Annotated in this window: 13 protein-coding genes; 7 read left to right on the forward strand and 6 right to left on the reverse strand. The window is 43.4% G+C overall.

Features of this window, described 5'->3' with window-relative positions:
- Positions 1 to 67: 67 nt before the first annotated feature.
- Positions 68 to 1,276, reverse strand: a complete 1,209-nt coding sequence (emrD, locus tag L4D05_RS13295; RefSeq protein ID WP_428752122.1) for a multidrug efflux MFS transporter EmrD — start codon at positions 1,274 to 1,276, stop codon at positions 68 to 70.
- A 783-nt stretch (positions 1,277 to 2,059) separates the two neighbouring features.
- On the opposite strand from emrD, the gene L4D05_RS13300 reads away from it, so the two are divergent.
- The 3 genes from L4D05_RS13300 to L4D05_RS13310 all read left to right on the forward strand — a co-directional run bounded on the left by L4D05_RS13300 (position 2,060) and on the right by L4D05_RS13310 (position 5,121).
- On the forward strand, positions 2,060 to 3,220 hold the full coding sequence (locus L4D05_RS13300) for a porin (RefSeq protein ID WP_428752123.1): 1,161 nt from the start codon (positions 2,060 to 2,062) through the stop codon (positions 3,218 to 3,220).
- Between the two features lie 282 nt (positions 3,221 to 3,502).
- Entirely contained in the window at positions 3,503 to 3,769 is a 267-nt protein-coding gene (locus L4D05_RS13305; RefSeq protein ID WP_428794316.1) for a hypothetical protein, read from the forward strand.
- A gap of 1,043 nt (positions 3,770 to 4,812) precedes the next feature.
- Positions 4,813 to 5,121, forward strand: a complete 309-nt coding sequence (locus tag L4D05_RS13310; protein ID WP_428794317.1) for a hypothetical protein — start codon at positions 4,813 to 4,815, stop codon at positions 5,119 to 5,121.
- A gap of 187 nt (positions 5,122 to 5,308) precedes the next feature.
- Here the strand turns inward: L4D05_RS13310 and L4D05_RS13315 are convergent, their stop codons facing one another.
- From L4D05_RS13315 to L4D05_RS13335, 5 genes are all read right to left on the reverse strand, one after another.
- Entirely contained in the window at positions 5,309 to 5,923 is a 615-nt protein-coding gene (locus tag L4D05_RS13315; protein ID WP_428752126.1) for a LysE family translocator, read from the reverse strand.
- A 104-nt stretch (positions 5,924 to 6,027) separates the two neighbouring features.
- On the reverse strand, positions 6,028 to 6,945 hold the full coding sequence (locus tag L4D05_RS13320; protein ID WP_428794318.1) for a LysR family transcriptional regulator: 918 nt from the start codon (positions 6,943 to 6,945) through the stop codon (positions 6,028 to 6,030).
- 422 nt (positions 6,946 to 7,367) lie between these two features.
- The gene (gene gcvP / locus L4D05_RS13325) at positions 7,368 to 10,232 is read right to left on the reverse strand and encodes an aminomethyl-transferring glycine dehydrogenase (protein ID WP_428794319.1); all 2,865 of its coding nucleotides are present in this window, start codon (positions 10,230 to 10,232) and stop codon (positions 7,368 to 7,370) included.
- A gap of 86 nt (positions 10,233 to 10,318) precedes the next feature.
- Positions 10,319 to 10,699: a glycine cleavage system protein GcvH gene (gene gcvH, locus L4D05_RS13330; protein ID WP_428794320.1), complete on the reverse strand. Its 381-nt coding sequence runs from the start codon at positions 10,697 to 10,699 to the stop codon at positions 10,319 to 10,321.
- A 35-nt stretch (positions 10,700 to 10,734) separates the two neighbouring features.
- Positions 10,735 to 12,042: a serine hydroxymethyltransferase gene (locus L4D05_RS13335; protein ID WP_428794321.1), complete on the reverse strand. Its 1,308-nt coding sequence runs from the start codon at positions 12,040 to 12,042 to the stop codon at positions 10,735 to 10,737.
- 431 nt (positions 12,043 to 12,473) lie between these two features.
- Between L4D05_RS13335 and L4D05_RS13340 the strand changes: the two genes are divergently transcribed.
- From L4D05_RS13340 to L4D05_RS13355, 4 genes are all read left to right on the forward strand, one after another.
- A complete protein-coding gene (locus tag L4D05_RS13340; protein ID WP_265676842.1) occupies positions 12,474 to 13,097 on the forward strand; it encodes a helix-turn-helix domain-containing protein in 624 nt (207 codons plus the stop codon).
- Between the two features lie 373 nt (positions 13,098 to 13,470).
- Positions 13,471 to 14,604: a glycine cleavage system aminomethyltransferase GcvT gene (gene gcvT / locus L4D05_RS13345; protein WP_428794322.1), complete on the forward strand. Its 1,134-nt coding sequence runs from the start codon at positions 13,471 to 13,473 to the stop codon at positions 14,602 to 14,604.
- Between the two features lie 257 nt (positions 14,605 to 14,861).
- A complete protein-coding gene (locus tag L4D05_RS13350) occupies positions 14,862 to 15,860 on the forward strand; it encodes a S1 family peptidase (RefSeq protein WP_428794323.1) in 999 nt (332 codons plus the stop codon).
- Between the two features lie 303 nt (positions 15,861 to 16,163).
- Positions 16,164 to 17,234 carry a S1 family peptidase gene (locus tag L4D05_RS13355; protein ID WP_428794324.1) on the forward strand — a complete coding sequence of 357 codons (1,071 nt, stop codon included), beginning with the start codon at positions 16,164 to 16,166 and terminating at the stop codon, positions 17,232 to 17,234.
- The last annotated feature ends 238 nt before the right edge of the window (positions 17,235 to 17,472 follow it).

A 17,472-nucleotide genomic window follows, 5' to 3' on the forward strand; every position in this document is an offset into this window, starting at 1 on the left:
GATATTTATGCCTAGATACACCTATACCTAGAACACCTATACCTAGAACATCGATACCTAGATGCAGTTACACCATGACGGTATCGCTAGCATTGTTCGGGCCATTATCTCGCTTCGCAATATGCAGCCCCCACATAGCGAGCAGCGCCATGACCAACATAATGATACCGAGCGGTAATTGGCTAGTCGCTGGTATGAGCGACGCGCCTAATGTTGTCAGTCCGGCACCAAGGTTTTGCATCCCACCTAACACCGCTCCACCTGTTCCTGCGTGATTAGGGAATGGTGTTAACGCCCCCGTTGTAGCTGCAGGAAAAAGAACGCCAGCGCCAAGAAAGTAAATGGTAGAGCCCGCGGTCAAAGTCCAAGCGTCTGTCGAGCCTTGCAAGCCTGGAACTAATACAACAATAGAACCAATCATTATGGCAATCAGGCCAAATTTAAAGGCCGCGCGATTACCGTAACGTTTTGCAATGACCGACGAGAATCCGGCGCCGAGCAAGTAGCCGGGAATAGGCAATACAAACAAAATGCTAACCGTAAATGCAGAGAGCTTGAGAACACCAGCAAATAGTACCCCGGCCGCTGCTTCAAACACGGCGACACCCGCAAAGGTAGCCACTAGGCAGACCACATAGCCTTGGAAACGTTTGTCAGATAAGACAAAGCGATAGTTTTCTATGGCTGAGGTTTTGCTTCTTCGTTCTTCTGGCAATGTTTCTGCAAGTTTTGACGACATAATGATCACGACAGCGACGGCGAACAGGGTTAAAAATAGGTAGCTTGAGCGCCAGCCCATCGTCTCGGTCAACACGCCGCCTAACACCGGGGCAAGGAGAGGCGAGAATATAACGCACATACTAATGATACTGTTTGCTCGATGTAGCTCTTCACCAGAAAAACAATCGCGAGAAAGCGTTCTAGACATTGCACCGCCACTGCCTATTCCGGCACCTTGAATAAAGCTACCGAGCAAAAACAATTCAAATGAGTGTGCAAATAGGCTAATGAGAGCACCGACTAGATAGATCACGAGTCCAGCGACAATAATCGGTTTACGGCCAAGTTTGTCAGACAGAGGGCCATAGATAAATTGCGAGAGACCATAAGGAATAAGGTAGCACGCCATTACCGCCTGAAGCATCGCTGGGTTGACGCGAAATTCTTGCGCCATTTGTCCAATGGAAGGCACATACATTGTCTGTGTCATCTGTCCTACAGCAGTTAAAATAGCAATAAGAAAGGTCAGCTTAGCTAATGGGTATTTGGGTGCCATTTCTTTTGGTTCTCGTTTTGGTAGCAGGTGGTTAAATGAGTGATAGAAAGCCCTATAGGCTTTGAGGCGCAGATAGTAGAGTCTCAAAGAAGTTCTAGCAATAAAAAAGTGTGATGTTAATCACGATAAATATTTAGGTGATTCATTACTAAAAATAATGCGAACTGCGACTAGACTGGCTTTTTGTTCAATGTAGTGGGCTTAGTGTTTTACTTGTTTTTTACTAAGGAGTGCGGGCAAGTTTCTATGCAGGGCAACATGAATTGCTGTTGCTTGAATATAAGTACGACTTGAACTTAAAGAATAAAGACAATCAAGGCTGCGAGTTATGTAGAGAAGGAGGTGCATTGGTCGCCTGTTACGATAGTCTAGTTATCTATTGAGTTGTCACAAAACAACCACAACACCAATCAAAGATAGCGCAACAGTAGGATATGTCCGTCATCACTTTTAGAAGTGGTAAGTATTCAAAAAATTCTCTCTTCATTCATCAAAGACGTCGAATCAAGCTTGCCTAACAATGGTGGTGTTTTAATTATTCGGCATTAGTTCCCTTAAATAAAATCACCGTACCGGGTATAGACGTTGGATTTTTTGTTATGAATTTAACCAAAAAATTACATAAACCGTTTGCACACGCGTGGTTGTTAAAAAATCAGTCAAACTCATTCGAATAGCCAATGGAACCTATTTTGAAAGCCACGCCTTGAATTCATAAAGTGCACGCCATTGACGGGGTCTATCTTCGGCGATATACAAATTGAAATATTAAGGGGATTACAAGTGAAAAAAACGATTATTGCAATGGCTGTCGCGTTTGTGGCATCGGGTTCAGCGGTTGCAGCAGAGGTATATAACGACGGCACAAACACAGTGACGGTTGGCGGTCGTGTTGATATGACGATTGGAAAAGAGAAAAACTCGGGTGAAGGCGCTCAAATGAGTACTGGCTCTTCTCGTATCAACTTTGGCTTCGATAGAACGATCAACGATGCAGTTGCAGTTGAAGGTTTCATGGAGTGGCAAGTCAATCTAATTAATGGCCACGATCAGCGTGCCGACGTATTTAGAAACCGATTGGGTTATGTTGGCCTAAACGATAACGGTACGGGTTGGGGTCAACTACGTGCGGGTAAGCAATGGGCAGCAGTTTATGACGTAACGGGTGCTACGGATGTACTCTTCATTTCCGACCACGATGCCGGCGGTATCTATCAGTTTAGTGATGGTGGTTCTTCTGGTACAGGCCGTCTAGATAAAGGTCTGACATACCAAAATAAATGGGGGGGCTTTAAGCTAGGTCTTCAATACGGTATGCAAAATACGATTTCAGACTCAAGTGGTACAGGTACTAATACACAATCTCATTCACTATCGCGTGATAGCAATGTAGGTGGAGCGCTAAGCTATGAATTTGATAACGGTATTAAAGTTGGTGCGGCTCATACATCATCTAAAATGAAACAAAGCGCGAACCAAACTACATTTGGTAAAACCGGCGACTTTGACATTGTAGCGAATACCTTGATGGCTCAGTATATGGCGCATGGCGTCCATTTCGCAGCATCATACGTTGATGGTAAAAACTATCACATGAATGGCTTTGCTGGTGGAGCAAACAATGCTGCTACAGGGAGCAAAGTGTTGTCTGAAAAGTCTCAAGCATTCGATGCTTATGCATCGTACAAGTTTGATATGGGGTTTGAACCGTACCTTTACGGGTCAACTGTGAAAATGAGTGGCAATGAAGGTAAAACACTCTCCACTAGCGGCAATATTGATGGCACACGTAACATGGTAGCGGTGGGTGCGAAGTACAACTTTGATAGTCAAACGATGTTCGGTGTGGAATACCGTAATATTAAGCACCAAGCATCTCAACGTAATTCCGGTGCTTTTAAAGATGATAGCGCCGTCCACGCTCGACTACGTTACCTATTCTAAGAGTGTCGCGTTAAGTTCATTTTTGTAACTAGACTCATTTTAGAGGCTAGTTACAAAGGTAAATATATGGCTATATTCTATTGAATCTAGTACGCACTAGTGATACCAGATATAGCCATTCTTCGACTACAATTTTGCGTGCAACTTTTTGTTTAGCAACAACGAAATAATACAAACTAGAATGTGAGGTATTCCATGGTGAATTTTGTAGCAGAGCCTTCAAGAATAGATGCTTTGATTCGTGCGCATAAGAATTCAGCGTGCACAATAAAGTGCTTTGAAATGATGGAGGTGTTAGTAAGCAATCATCATGAGATATTTGAGTGCCTTTCTGGTGAGGAGGGGAGTGAGTCAGAAGATGGGTATTTCGACTCTAATCCAGATCTAGATTATAGAAAGCAGTTACGAATGATGGTTAATCAATCGGCTAAGCAATATAACGGTCAACATAATTATAAAATAAATATGGTCTATCGTTTGATTGTCGAAGAGCTTGCTAGGGAAGGGCTAGAAGTGCAATCAGACCTATTGAAGCTAACGTTAAAGTAGAATCTCTGAGGTAATACACATGGGAAGCATCACAACTCTACAGCAAGCGGTGATTACTGAGTTGGGTAATGGGGGCATTATAAAACTCGGTGCAAAATGCAGAAAGCACTCACCGAGAACTATGCGCTCTCTTATTAAAAGGAAGTTGATTTTCTTCTCACGCACACGGGAGGAATTTATTCTGACTCCGGAAGGAAAAGTCGTCTATAACGAAATATTGGTTCGCTTCATACAGCGTAAATTTACCATTGAAACTGAACCTCTGCTTGGTTATTTTAAATGATATGACTAGGGTTATGGCGACAATTCCACAATATTCCGGCAGACCAGAACAGCTTTAACCTATCTTTATCCCGATTGAAATTATTTTCATCGATTACTATTTAACCTATCTACACTTCAGTGCTTTGGCTTCGAAGCATAATGATTCGTATCTTAAATTCGCTACTCATAAGTGACATATTCGCTACTCATAAGTGACATCAGTTGCTTATCGTTCAACTTCAACTTCAACTTCCCTCAAAATCCTAACGACCTGTGACTATTATTTATGTGTGCAAACTCATAGTAGAGGATATTTGTCGCTACTAACCAATGGCGTTATTTTAATTGCAACCAATTGAATGGTGTGGGTTATTATTTATCCAATCAAAACAGTTCGAAGCTGTTTAAGTCACGTTACTTTGCATTTATTGATTTAGGTTAATGTTATGTGAAATATCGTGCTGTAAAGTCGTCGGCATCTAAGGTTAATAATAGCGCTTACATAGAATTAGAAAGTAAAAGGCTTGAATTTAGATGCTCAATGGCAATTATATTAGTTATATACTAATGGTAAGTGTCATTGTTCTATGATGTGATTTTTTATGTAAATAATACAAAAATTTCAGAATGAAGGAAAAGACGGAAAAATAATGGAACTGTTGAATGCGTATTTTATTGGTAAATGTGAGTTCTTATCATATAGTATTTAGGTTTTAATTATTTTTGGAAAACTAATTGTGACTACTTAAGGGTAGAGGGATAGCATTGAGAGGTTTCAAATGGAAGATAAGTGCGTAGATATTTGTGTAGTATGCACTCTTGTAGATACCTGTACCTTACAGAAAGCTAGATGTGCCACAAAAAAACAGCAAGTACATAGTCTTAAGCTAAGCATTAATGCAGGTGATAAGATTAGTGTTATGGCTGATGTACTTAATTGTCATAGTGAGGTCATTCTCACTAAGGGAATAAAATACACAGTACAAAAGGTGGTAAATGACAATATATACGTTATTGGCGATGATGGTAATTTTTATTGCATATCAAAGTTTAGTAAAAATTGGCAACCACTTGGCGAAAATGAGTAATTATATTCAGTGTGAAACTATTTTTATAACTCGTTAATTCTTGTGTTTTCATGGCGTAGCTATTTTATATATGGTAAATCAAAAAGGCGAACCCACGGTTCGCCTTTTGTTATTCAAAATCAATGAAAGTTATCTTATAGTTCTTAAAGAACAGTAATAGAGTTACTCGATTCAAACGCTGTTTGAACTAAACCGTTAACACAACCCTAATCGAAAGCAGAATTAACACCACTCCAGATAGTCGATCGATCAGAACCGCTTTAGAACGAAGAGTATCAACCACTCTAGGGTTAGAGAGCAGTAATGTGATGAATGAGTACCATAAGCCGTCCAGAACTAATGGTGTCGCAATGATGATGGCTTGATTGCTAACACTGTTACCAAGAGCCACAAATTGACTAAAGAGAGCAATGAAGAATAGAGCGATTTTAGGGTTTAAAATGGAGATGAGAAAGCCCTCACGAGCCGATTGAATGAGTGTCGCTTGTTCCCCTGACTCCAACTTTGCCGCTACACCACCCTTTGAACGCAAGGCATTAACGCCCAGATAAGCCAGGTATGCCGCTCCTCCTAGACTGATCACTTTAAACAGCATAGGACTTTGTTGTAATACAAGCGCTAAACCAATAAGAGTGATGAAGGCATAGACACCGATTCCCATCGCATGAGCCCACGCGGCCACCAATCCATTAATTCGCCCTCCGGCCAGAGAATGTTTTGCGACAATAGCTAAGCTGGGGCCCGGTGACATCGCCCCTAATAAACAAACAGTAAACAGTGATAACCAAACAGTGAGTGACATATATTTTCTCCTCTTTGGCAATAATTTATCAACATTATAGGTATAATTTGAAATCACTATTTGTCATGGGAGGCATGATTTTAAATCATAGTGTTGTCATTTTGTTAATGGCGTATTGAAAATTCAGATAATTGCATGACCGCTCGTACCTCTTCTCTAACCCATTTGTGGGCAGAATCACTGTCGTACTTTGGGTGCCACATAAGCCAGTATTTATGTGCTAGGGTATCAATAGGGAGCGGCTTATGCGTGATATCCCAATACTTAGCAAGGTTTACAGCTATGTGTTTAGGTACGATCATTAAATGTTCGCTGGACACCAATCGATTGATGGCTGCGGAAAAGAACGGCACTTTTAATGTGATATGGCGTGATAGTCCTAATTCTTTTAAAGCAAGGTCTGTGCTGGAATCTTTATCGCCACCGCCAGTAACTTTGATATGTGAAAAACCAATCAAATCATCAACACTGAGTGTATCTTGGCTGGCCAGTGGATGACTCGCTTTCATCAAGCATACTGAAATATCAGAGCCGATATGAATGCTCGACACCCCCTCTGGTTTTTCTGGATACATGGAAGAGGCGATATGAATACCAGTTTCATGGAGTCTATCTAGGGTTTCTGGATGCCAAAGTTGATACGTCATGTCCAACTGAGGAGCGAGTTGGCTAAGGTGGGAGGCGATATCGGGTAGAACGTATTGGGCAACGTAATCACTTGATGCGAGAACAAGTTCGCCTTGCCAGTCTTTGGGATCAAACGGTTTATCATCTAGCAAGTGGTTGAACTCAGATATTAGCCCCTCCAATTTTTCTTTCAATAACAGAGCTCTGGGCGTTGGAATCAGTGTATTACCTTGACGCACCAGAAGAGGATCACCACACAATTCACGCAGTTGGGCTAACTGACGGCTGACCGCCGATTGTGTAATATTCAATCGCTCTGCTGCTCTGCTGACATGGCACTCTTCGAGCAAAACATGCAAAGAGCGTAATAAGTTTAGGTTGATGTTGTTCAGCACGCACGACTCACTTCTGTTGCCAATTTTTTGATACTAATGTTCAGATCACAATATTACAGTTAATGTGTTCAAGCAATTTAAGCCAGAACAGTAAAACAGCCGTTTTTGTCAGCAATCTATTTTATGTTTGTTCTCGATTCGTCTCGTATAAAGGTTTAGCGCGATGAATCAACGCTATTCGTCATGCTTTCTATACAACAGCTTAGTTTCGCCATTGTGGTTCGTCTCGTTTAACGCTTGTTCGAGTTGTAAAAACAAACCGAGTACTACGAACTAGAAACCTTGCGCCATCTTTGAGTGGGCTGATATGACGATGGTTGACTGGATTTGCGCTGTTTAGAATGAAAAAGGCGAACCAAGCGGTTCGCCTTTTGTTATTCAAGTTAGTTTTCAACTTGGTTATCTGTGAGCAACCAAAAAACCTAATCGATATAGTTATCGATACTTGGACAGCTACAAACTAGATTTCTGTCGCCGTATACGTTATCGACACGGTTTACCGTCGGCCAGTACTTAGACGCTTTCGCCTGTCTTGATGGGAAGCAAGCAAGCTCACGTGAGTATGGGCGATCCCAAGAGTCAGATGATAGATCCACTTGAGTATGTGGTGCATTAACAAGTGGGTTGTTGTCTAGTGGCCAGACTCCGTCCTTCACTTGCGTCATCTCTTTACGAATGGCGATCATCGCTTCACAGAAACGGTCTAGTTCTTCCAAATCTTCTGATTCAGTTGGTTCTACCATTAATGTGCCAGCTACTGGGAATGACATTGTTGGCGCGTGGAAACCATAGTCCATGAGACGTTTCGCAATATCTTCTTCGCTGATGCCTGTGTCTTCTTTTAATGGACGAATATCAATGATGCACTCGTGCGCAACACGGCCATTTGCTCCACGGTAAAGAACCGGATAGTGTGGAAGCAGATTTTCCATTACATAGTTCGCATTAAGAATCGCGACTTTAGTGGCTTCAGTTAGACCCGGTTCACCCATCATTGCGATGTACGCCCATGAAATAGGTAAGATAGATGCGCTACCTAAGTCTGCTGCGGAAACAGCGTAGTCTTCGCCCTGTACGCCATTTTCAATGTGACCCGGTAGGAAAGGTGCTAGGTGCGATTTCACACCAATAGGACCCATACCTGGACCACCGCCACCGTGTGGAATACAGAAGGTTTTGTGCAGGTTAAGGTGCGAAACATCAGAGCCAATGAAACCTGGAGTCGTAAGGCCTACTTGAGCGTTCATGTTAGCGCCATCTAGGTAAACTTGACCGCCAGCTTCATGAACCATTTCACACACTTCTTTCACTTGCTCTTCATACACACCGTGTGTCGAAGGGTAAGTGATCATAATGCTGGAAAGGCTTTCGCGATGTTTTTCGATTTTCGCAGCAAGATCGACCATGTCGATGTTGCCAGCATCATCACATTTCACCACAACTACTTTCATGGAAACCATAGAAGCCGTTGCTGGGTTGGTACCGTGCGCAGAGCTTGGGATCAGACAAACGTTACGGTGACCTTCGTCGCGGCTTTGGTGGTAGCGTTGAATCGCAATAAGACCAGCGTATTCACCAGATGCGCCTGAGTTTGGTTGTAATGAGAAGTCATCGTAGCCAGTAATTTCACAGAGCTTTTCTTTAAGATCTTGTGCCAAAGCCGTGTAGCCAGCCGCTTGCTCTAAAGGTGCGAACGGGTGGATGGAACCAAATTCCGGCCAAGTGACAGGGATCATTTCCGCCGCCGCGTTTAGCTTCATAGTACAGCTGCCCAGCGGAATCATGCCGTGCGTCAGTGAGAAATCTTTGTTTTCCAACTGTTTAAGGTAGCGCATCATCTGAGTTTCACTGTGATGCGTGTTAAATACTGGGTGCGTTAAGTAGCGAGTGCTACGGCGGCAGCTTTCTGGAATGGCAGCAAATTCGTTACCCGCGATTTCAGTAGAAAGATCGTTAACGGATTCGTTTACGCCAAATACGTTAAACAAAGCATTAATATCGTCAACCGTGGTGGTTTCATCACAACTGATACCCAGCTTGCCATCTAACTTACGTAAGTTAAGGTCAGCATTTTGTGCAGCAGTAAATAGTGCATCGGTTTGGTCACCAGTGTTGATGGTGATGGTATCGAAAAAGCTATTATTTGCTAATTCAAAGCCTGACTTAGTTAGGCCAGCAGCCAAAATTGCCGTCATGTGGTGAGTACGGCGTGCGATGGTTTTTAGACCTTCCTCACCGTGATAAACCGCATAGAAAGACGCCATGTTGGCAAGAAGCGCTTGTGCAGTACAAATGTTTGACGTGGCTTTTTCGCGACGGATATGTTGCTCACGCGTTTGCATTGCCATACGAAGTGCTTGGTTGCCGTTGCTGTCAATGGAGACGCCAATGACACGACCTGGCATCGTACGCTTGTGTTTTTCTTTGGTTGCCATGAACGCGGCATGTGGACCGCCATAACCCATTGGAACGCCAAAGCGTTGCGCCGAGCCAATCACAACGTCTGCGCCCATTTCACCAGCCGGCTTAAGAAGCGTAGACGCTAATAAATCAGTGGCAACAGTCACGAGTGTTTTATTTGCTTGCGCGCTTGCAATAATGTCCGTGAGGTCATGAACTTGACCTGTTGTACCTGGGTACTGTACTAAGGCGCCAAATACATCTTGCTCTGGTAGGGAATCTAGCGTGCCAACAACAACCTCGAAGCCGATGAACTCAGCACGAGTTTTTACGACTTCAATCGTTTGTGGGTGAACATCGTCAGCAACAAAGAAGGTTTTGCTTTTGCTTTTTCCAGCACGCTTACAAAGGGTCATGGCTTCTGCCGCGGCTGTTGCTTCGTCGAGTAGGGATGCGTTGGCAATTTCCATACCCGTTAGGTCCATGACCATCTGTTGGTAATTAAGCAATGCTTCTAGGCGACCTTGAGAGATCTCAGGTTGATAGGGCGTGTACGCCGTATACCAGCCTGGGTTCTCAAGAACATTTCGCAGAATAACGTTAGGAGTAAAGGTGTTGTAGTAACCTTGACCGATAAATGAACGTTTGATTTGGTTCAGATTCGCGAACTTTTTCATTTCAACTAACATGTCCGATTCGCTCATTGGCGCGGCCAGTGTCATTGGTTGTTCTAAACGAATCTGGGCTGGAACTGTTTCAGTAATTAATGCATCAAGGTTTTGTGCATTAATGGCATCCAGCATTTTTTGTTGGTCTGATTTATTTGGACCGTTATGGCGAGCAACAAACTCGTTTTGTGTGCTTAGCGTGTTAAGTAATTCAGTCATGGTTCCTTTACCTTCTCAAAGATCTTCTGCGAGACCCTTAAAAAAACAAGCTGCCCAAAATTGGACAGCTTTGATTCGTGCTTGGCTTACTCGTCTTCGATAGACGCAAGGTAGTCTTCAGCGCTCTTTAGGTTGTCTAGTTCAGATGCATCAGACATCTTCACTTTAACAATCCAGCCACCGTCATAAGACTCTTCGTTAATAAGCTCAGGACTGTCTTCTAGCTCTTCGTTGATTTCAACGATTTCACCAGTAACAGGTGCATACAAATCAGAAGCCGCTTTTACCGACTCAACGAGAGAAAAGCTCTCACCGGCTTCAATTTCGTCTTCGACTTCTGGTAAGTCAACAAATACCACATCGCCCAGCATTTCTTGAGCGTGCTCTGAAATTCCGATAGTCACGGTGCCGTCACCGTTATCACGAACCCATTCATGGCTGTCAGAAAACTTCAAAGTGTTATCCATTGCTATATCTCCAAATATTTAAGGATGTTTGTTCTTTATTGGTACAGTGGGAAGCGAGCACACAGGGCCTTCACTTCTTTTTTGATGCGCTGCTCAACATCTGGGTTGCCCTCTGGGGATTCAACCAAGCCATCAAGAACGTCACCAATCCACTCTCCGATGAGTTTAAATTCTTCAGTTCCGAAACCACGAGTGGTTCCAGCAGGTGTTCCTAAACGAATACCAGAAGTAATCATAGGCTTTTCGGTATCGAATGGGATGCCATTTTTATTACAGGTAATGCCAGCACGCTCAAGCGCTTCTTCTGCTTTGTTGCCTTTAAGGCCTTTTGGTCTTAGGTCAACCAGCATCAGGTGAGTGTCGGTGCCGCCCGTTACGATGTCGCAACCGCGAGTTTGCAATACTTCAGCAAGAACTTTTGCGTTCGCGATCACTGAATCAATATAAGTACTAAATTGTGGGCCTAATGCCTCGCCAAACGCGACCGCTTTTGCTGCGATAACGTGCATAAGAGGGCCGCCTTGTAAGCCAGGGAAAACCGCAGAGTTGATCTTTTTAATGATATCTTCGTGGTTGGTAAGAATCATGCCACCGCGTGGGCCACGTAATGTTTTATGAGTTGTGGTGGTGACAACATGCGCATGCGGTAGTGGGCTAGGGTGTGCGCCTGTCGCAATGAGACCGGCGATATGCGCCATATCGACCATTAATATTGCATCTACTTCATCGGCAATCGCGCGGAATTTAGCAAAATTAATGGTGCGTGGAATAGCAGAACCGCCCGCGATGATCATTTTTGGTTTGTGCTCGATGGCCAGTTCGCGAACCGCGTCGTAATCAATTTCAAGCGTGGTTTTGTCAACACCATATTGAACGGCGTTGAACCACTTACCAGATAAGGCTGGGCGAGCTCCGTGGGTTAGGTGACCCCCAGCATCCAGCGACATGCCCATAATGGTATCGCCAGGTTGCAGCAACGCTAGTTTTACTGCGCCATTGGCTTGTGCACCAGAATGAGGTTGAACGTTTGCGTATTCACATTTAAAAAGTGACTTTGCGCGCTCGATAGCAATGGCTTCAACGGTGTCGACGTGTTCACAACCACCGTAGTATCGGCGATTTGGGTAACCTTCGGCGTATTTATTTGTTAGACAAGTCCCTTGGGCTTGCATGACCGCTTTGGAAACAATGTTCTCAGAAGCAATAAGCTCAATTTGTTCATTTTGACGGGTAAATTCGGCTTGGATGCCAGTAAATACGGCGTCATCTGTCGCTGAGAGATTGGTCGAGAAAAAATTTTCTAAGCTGTGGCTTTGGTAGCTTTTTAGGAACTGAGCAGTCATGGCAGTTTACCTTCCGTTGTTTGTTCAATATGACGTTTATTCAATATGACGATCATTCAAACATATCTGTTATGTAGAGCCCGTAATGCGGTGCTCTTTTACGATTGAATAACGCTTGTCTTTGTACTGCGTGAACAAAACAACTTGTTCAAAAAGGCAGCGTGAATAGGTCCCAATGACTAGGACTAAATCATTCAGTTAAGGTGGAATTGAGCCACTTCACTGATTGCGTCAATGCATCTCTTCATCTAACAAGTCGGTAACATACCTCGCGTGGCGTGAACAATCAATCAAAAATTTCCTATAGGAAACACAGTTTCCAGTTTTGTTAACCAGAGCACGCTTTATTTTTGACCATGACCTTTAATGAATAAGTCGCTTCATGCAACAATGTGGACAGGACAAAGGAAGCGACTATTTAGAGGGATAATATGTCTGAAGACATCTATGATGAGTACCCATCTTTGACGCTAGCGAAAGACGCAGCGGATGAACATATTGAACCCCTTAAACTGGGTGAACGATTAAAAGATATTCGAGCAAAAATGGGGTTGACGTTGGAAGAGGCCAGTCAACGAACAGGCTTGGCACGCTCTACATTGAGCAAGATAGAAAATGAACAGATCTCTCCAACGTTTCAGGCTATGCAGAAGTTAGCGACAGGCCTTCAAATAGATATGCCGCAACTCTTTGAACCACCAAAGAAAAAAGTAGCAACTGGGCGCCGAGACCTGACTAAGCAAGGCGAGGGGAAACCACACCCCACTCCAACCTACGAGCATGAATTACTTGCCACGCAGCTTTCAAACAAGAAAATGATGCCGTTTAAAAGTACGGTTAGAGCACGTGCTTTTGAAGAGTATAGTGATTGGGTTCGTCATGATGGAGAAGAGTTTTTACTTATCCTTTCAGGCACCGTACGCTTCTTTTCTGAGTTCTATGAACCGGTAGAAATGAACGCGGGTGACAGCGTGTATTATGATGCAAATATGGGGCATATGCTGATTTCTGTCAGCGACGACGATGCGCATATTTTGTGGGTAACGGCGAAATAGTCAGCAAACAGGTAGGTTTCTTATAATAAAGGCAAACGTTTGCTCTTGTGGTTAAATGCACAGAAATTCCATAAAATAGGGCAAAAAACACGTGAAATAGGCGGCTTTGTTCGCTTTTTGGTTTGTGATTAAATTGTTAAATGTCACATTTCTGTCTGTTCGAATGTTGTTAATGATGAAAAATTGGCGCATTCTTGTTTATTATAGGAAACAAGGTTTCTGGCAGGTGTATTTTTAATCATTGAGTTTATTAATGATACACGGCGAGAAACGCTCTAAAGCAAATTAATGGGCTCTAGCGACGAAAGCGTTAGAGCTAATAAAGATGACGTGAAAGTTAAACAACGGCTGATTACAGCTCACGGAGAATAAAATGGCACAAGAACAAGTGACTCAAGATCTACTGACGACACCTTTACACGCTCTTCATGTTGAAGTTGGCGCTAAAATGGTTCCATTCGCTGGTTACGATATGCCAGTACAGTATCCTTTGGGTGTAAAAAAAGAGCATTTACATTGTCGTGATGCTGCTGGTCTTTTTGATGTGTCGCATATGGGTCAATTGCGTTTACACGGTGAGAATGCCGCGAAGATTCTTGAGTCATTAGTTCCTGTTGATATCATTGATTTGCCTGTCGGTAAGCAGCGTTATGCTTTCTTTACTAACGAGCAAGGCGGCATCATGGACGACCTGATGGTTGCGAACCTCGGCGATCATCTGTTTGTTGTTGTGAATGCAGCATGTAAAGAGCAAGACATTACTCATATCGAAGCACACCTTACGAATGGCGTGGAGATGGAAGTGATTCAAGACCGTGCATTATTGGCGATTCAAGGACCAAAAGCGGCGCAAGTTTTAGCGCGTTTAGCACCAGAAGTCGCCGATATGCTGTTTATGGATGTAAGAACGGTTAGTTTATTAGGGACAGACTGTATTGTTTCTCGTAGTGGCTACACGGGTGAAGATGGCTATGAAATTTCAGTGCCAGCCAATCAAGCTGATGCCCTTGCTCGTAAGCTTACAGCAGAAGAGGAAGTGGAGTGGATTGGTCTTGGTGCTCGTGATTCACTGAGACTTGAGTGCGGCTTGTGTCTATATGGTCATGATCTTGATACGACAACGACGCCAGTAGAAGCTAGCTTACTGTGGGGTATTCAAAAAGTACGTCGCGCCGATGGTGAGCGCGCTGGTGGCTTCCCAGGTGCGGATATCATTCTAGAGCAAATAGAAACGAAAGCGGTTAGCCGTAAGCGTGTTGGTTTGGTTGGGCAAACTAAAGCGCCCGTTCGTGAAGGCGCAGTATTATTTGATGCAGATGACAATGAAATTGGTGTTGTCACCAGTGGTACTGCGGGTCCGACCGCAGGTAAACCGGTTTCTATGGGTTATGTAAAAACCGAGTTTATGCCTGTGGGTACAGAAGTATTCGCAGAAGTGCGTGGTAAAAAGCTGGCAATGACAGTTGAGAAAATGCCGTTTGTGCCTCAGCGTTATTATCGCGGATAATTAGTAAATAGCGATTTTTTAAAAACACCGTCTCATGGCGGTGTTTTTTTGTTTCTGATGCTGGGTGTTTATCCATAAAGTTTGAGGAGCGTCGTACAAAGTGAGAGCGAGGCAGCGATGATCTCAATGTGGTTTGCATGTTATATGTTGGGATGATATCAACGTGACTGACATGATTTGTGCGATGGTAGACAAGGAGTAACGATCTCGTGATTCACTTATTGAATAAACCACATTTAGCTTTTATGGCGCTTTCAATGTTGACGTTGAATGTTTTGGCTGATGAGCCTATAAAACCAGCGTTGGATATTTCACCTTATATCGTCAATGGTACGGATGCAAATGTGAGTGACTATCCTTCATTTGTTAGTTTGTTTTATGACTCGATTGAATATAACTACCTTTATTCTGCAGCACCTTATTGCGGAGGAACGCTACTTAATGATCAGTATGTGATCACAGCTGCTCATTGTGTTTATGGTAGTGTAGAGACGCAACTTTTTACTATGGTTGTACCGGGCTTACAGTATGAAAGTAGCTATCTAAATGTAGAAAAAAGACGAGTGGTTGAAATCTACCACCCATCGGATTACAACGACAGCATTTCCCAACTGTTACCGAATGATATAGCGATACTAAAGTTAGAGTCAGCGGTGAGTACCGGTACTGCTATCGTTCAGCCTAATGATGAAAGTTATCGTAGCGAAGGTAATGTATTTACGGCTGTTGGCCATGGCAATACCAGCTCGCACATCGATACAACTGAGCGGTTGCAAAAAGTTAATCTTAATTGGGTTGACAATGATGTGTGCGCGGGTTCATTTGATGACGGGAGTTATCTAAAGAACTTTCATCTTTGTTTTACGGGCGATTATAGTGCTGCGAGTGATTTGCTTGCAGGTACTTGCCAAGGCGACTCCGGTGGCCCGATTTATTGGGATAATAATGGTACGCAGACTCAAGTCGGCATCACCAGTTTTGGTCCTGTACCATGTGGAGACAAGACGAGGGATATCACAGCAGTGTTTACTGAACTAGCCGATTACTCTGATTGGATCACCCGCGTTTTGAATGGACAGGTCTCGCCAACTTATGTATCGACCGATGCGGAGAGAAGGGCATACTTGATCGGACAGGGGTTTGATATACGCCCAAGCAATGGTGCCTCTAGTAGTGGTTCAGGAGGCGGCTCTATGTCGTTACTTCTATTAACCATGCTTGCTTTACTTGGATGGAACAGAGCCCGCCAAACGTAAATTTAATATGTGGTTCTCACTTCCCTAAACCCTGTAGTCAGCCGCACCACCTTGGGCTACAGGGTTGATGGTATTTCTTGGGCTGCCATTCCTTCCATTTCCTCATGTATCGAGACCGTGATTCCACTATTCGGTTCAACGCAGTATAGATTCTCAAAAACGATAATATGATAGCAAGTTTATCTAAACTTGCTAAGACAACGCCTACTTCATTCATTTCATCAATTTTCTTTCTATACTGTTAATGAGAGCATCAAAAAAGTCTATTTTTGAGATGTACTTCATTATATTGAGGAGCTTTGTATGGCAAGGATGTTGAAAAAGCACGCTCATGGGATACTTCGAAAAGCGCTGCTATCTGCCTGTGTATTTTGCGTTTTTCCCGTTCAAGCCATTGATATAGATATCACCCCAATGATCGTGAATGGAGAGAATGCCAGTGCGGCAGACTTTCCCTCTTATGTTGGTCTCTATATTGACTCTACTGAATATGACGGACGATATTCAAGTGGCGCGTATTGTGGAGGGACGCTTCTAGATTCAGAGCACGTATTGACCGCTGCTCACTGTATTGAAGGCGATCTTGCTGCAGGGTTGTTTACCACGGTATTGCCCATGTTAGAAGACGAAAGTAACTTTCTTAATGCTGATAGAAGGCGGGTGGTTGAAGTCTATATTCATCCTAATTTTTCAAACAACATCACAGCACTATTGCCGAATGATGTTGCGGTGCTGAAACTGGAAACATCAACCTCTTCTGGTGTAGCCGCTCACTTAGCATCTTCTGAAAGTTACCGTTCATCAAGCTACTCATTTACCGCAGTTGGGCATGGCAATATTCGTTCAAATGTTGAAGGGACGACAATTCTACAGAAAACGAATTTGCAGTGGGTAAATAATACACTTTGTGCGGCAAATTTTAGAAACGGTCGCAACTTAACGGATAAGCAAGTGTGCTTTACCGGTGACGCGAGCCAGTCTACTGGATTAAAAGCAGGGACGTGCCAAGGGGACTCCGGCGGGCCTATTTATTGGGATGATGGGGGTGTTCAAACTCAAGTCGGCATCACTAGTTTTGGACCGTCTACCTGCGGAGATAATAATTCGGCAGTGACTGCGGTTTATACAGAAATTAGTGATTATCGTAGCTGGATAACCAATGTGATTGATGGTTTAGCGTCTCCCTACTATGTGTCTGACGATATTTCTCGGCAAAATTACATCGCTCAATATGGCAGTGTTGTGTATACCGGGGGCACGTTTGCTTCTGAGGGGGGCTCTGGTAATGGTGGAACTGTGGGTTGGTTTGGTATCTTGCTACTATTAGTCGTTGGTATTAACCGAAAATACGATTTGGTTTCAAGTAAACGTTGAGGATTTGACCGTGATTGTATGACGAGTAGGGCAAAATAGTGATATTTAATGGAAGGGTGTTGATAACCATTTTTATATAAAACCAAGCGTGAGAGCTTGGTTTTTTTATTTTCTAACGAGGGTTCTCAAGTATTTTGTGAGCAATAGTATGCTTTGCAATTAATTTCTGTGAAACGGTATGTATTTATACTAGTTGAATATAGATCTTGTTTGATAGAAGTCATTTCAGAGGGCATAC

It is taken from the genome of Vibrio nomapromontoriensis, assembly GCF_050337205.1.
In the GTDB taxonomy this organism is placed as follows: domain Bacteria; phylum Pseudomonadota; class Gammaproteobacteria; order Enterobacterales; family Vibrionaceae; genus Vibrio; species Vibrio nomapromontoriensis.

What these genes read in the sequence shown, in the direction of transcription:
- emrD (WP_428752122.1), bottom strand. Translation starts at nt 1,276, where the DNA reads ATGGCACCCAAATACCCATTAGCTAAGCTGACCTTTCTTATTGCTATT.
- L4D05_RS13305 (WP_428794316.1), top strand. Translation starts at nt 3,503, where the DNA reads ATGATGGAGGTGTTAGTAAGCAATCATCATGAGATATTTGAGTGCCTT.
- L4D05_RS13310 (WP_428794317.1), top strand. Translation starts at nt 4,813, where the DNA reads ATGGAAGATAAGTGCGTAGATATTTGTGTAGTATGCACTCTTGTAGAT.
- L4D05_RS13315 (WP_428752126.1), bottom strand. Translation starts at nt 5,923, where the DNA reads ATGTCACTCACTGTTTGGTTATCACTGTTTACTGTTTGTTTATTAGGG.
- gcvP (WP_428794319.1), bottom strand. Translation starts at nt 10,232, where the DNA reads ATGACTGAATTACTTAACACGCTAAGCACACAAAACGAGTTTGTTGCT.
- gcvH (WP_428794320.1), bottom strand. Translation starts at nt 10,699, where the DNA reads ATGGATAACACTTTGAAGTTTTCTGACAGCCATGAATGGGTTCGTGAT.
- L4D05_RS13335 (WP_428794321.1), bottom strand. Translation starts at nt 12,042, where the DNA reads ATGACTGCTCAGTTCCTAAAAAGCTACCAAAGCCACAGCTTAGAAAAT.
- L4D05_RS13340 (WP_265676842.1), top strand. Translation starts at nt 12,474, where the DNA reads ATGTCTGAAGACATCTATGATGAGTACCCATCTTTGACGCTAGCGAAA.
- gcvT (WP_428794322.1), top strand. Translation starts at nt 13,471, where the DNA reads ATGGCACAAGAACAAGTGACTCAAGATCTACTGACGACACCTTTACAC.
- L4D05_RS13350 (WP_428794323.1), top strand. Translation starts at nt 14,862, where the DNA reads ATGTTGACGTTGAATGTTTTGGCTGATGAGCCTATAAAACCAGCGTTG.
- L4D05_RS13355 (WP_428794324.1), top strand. Translation starts at nt 16,164, where the DNA reads ATGGCAAGGATGTTGAAAAAGCACGCTCATGGGATACTTCGAAAAGCG.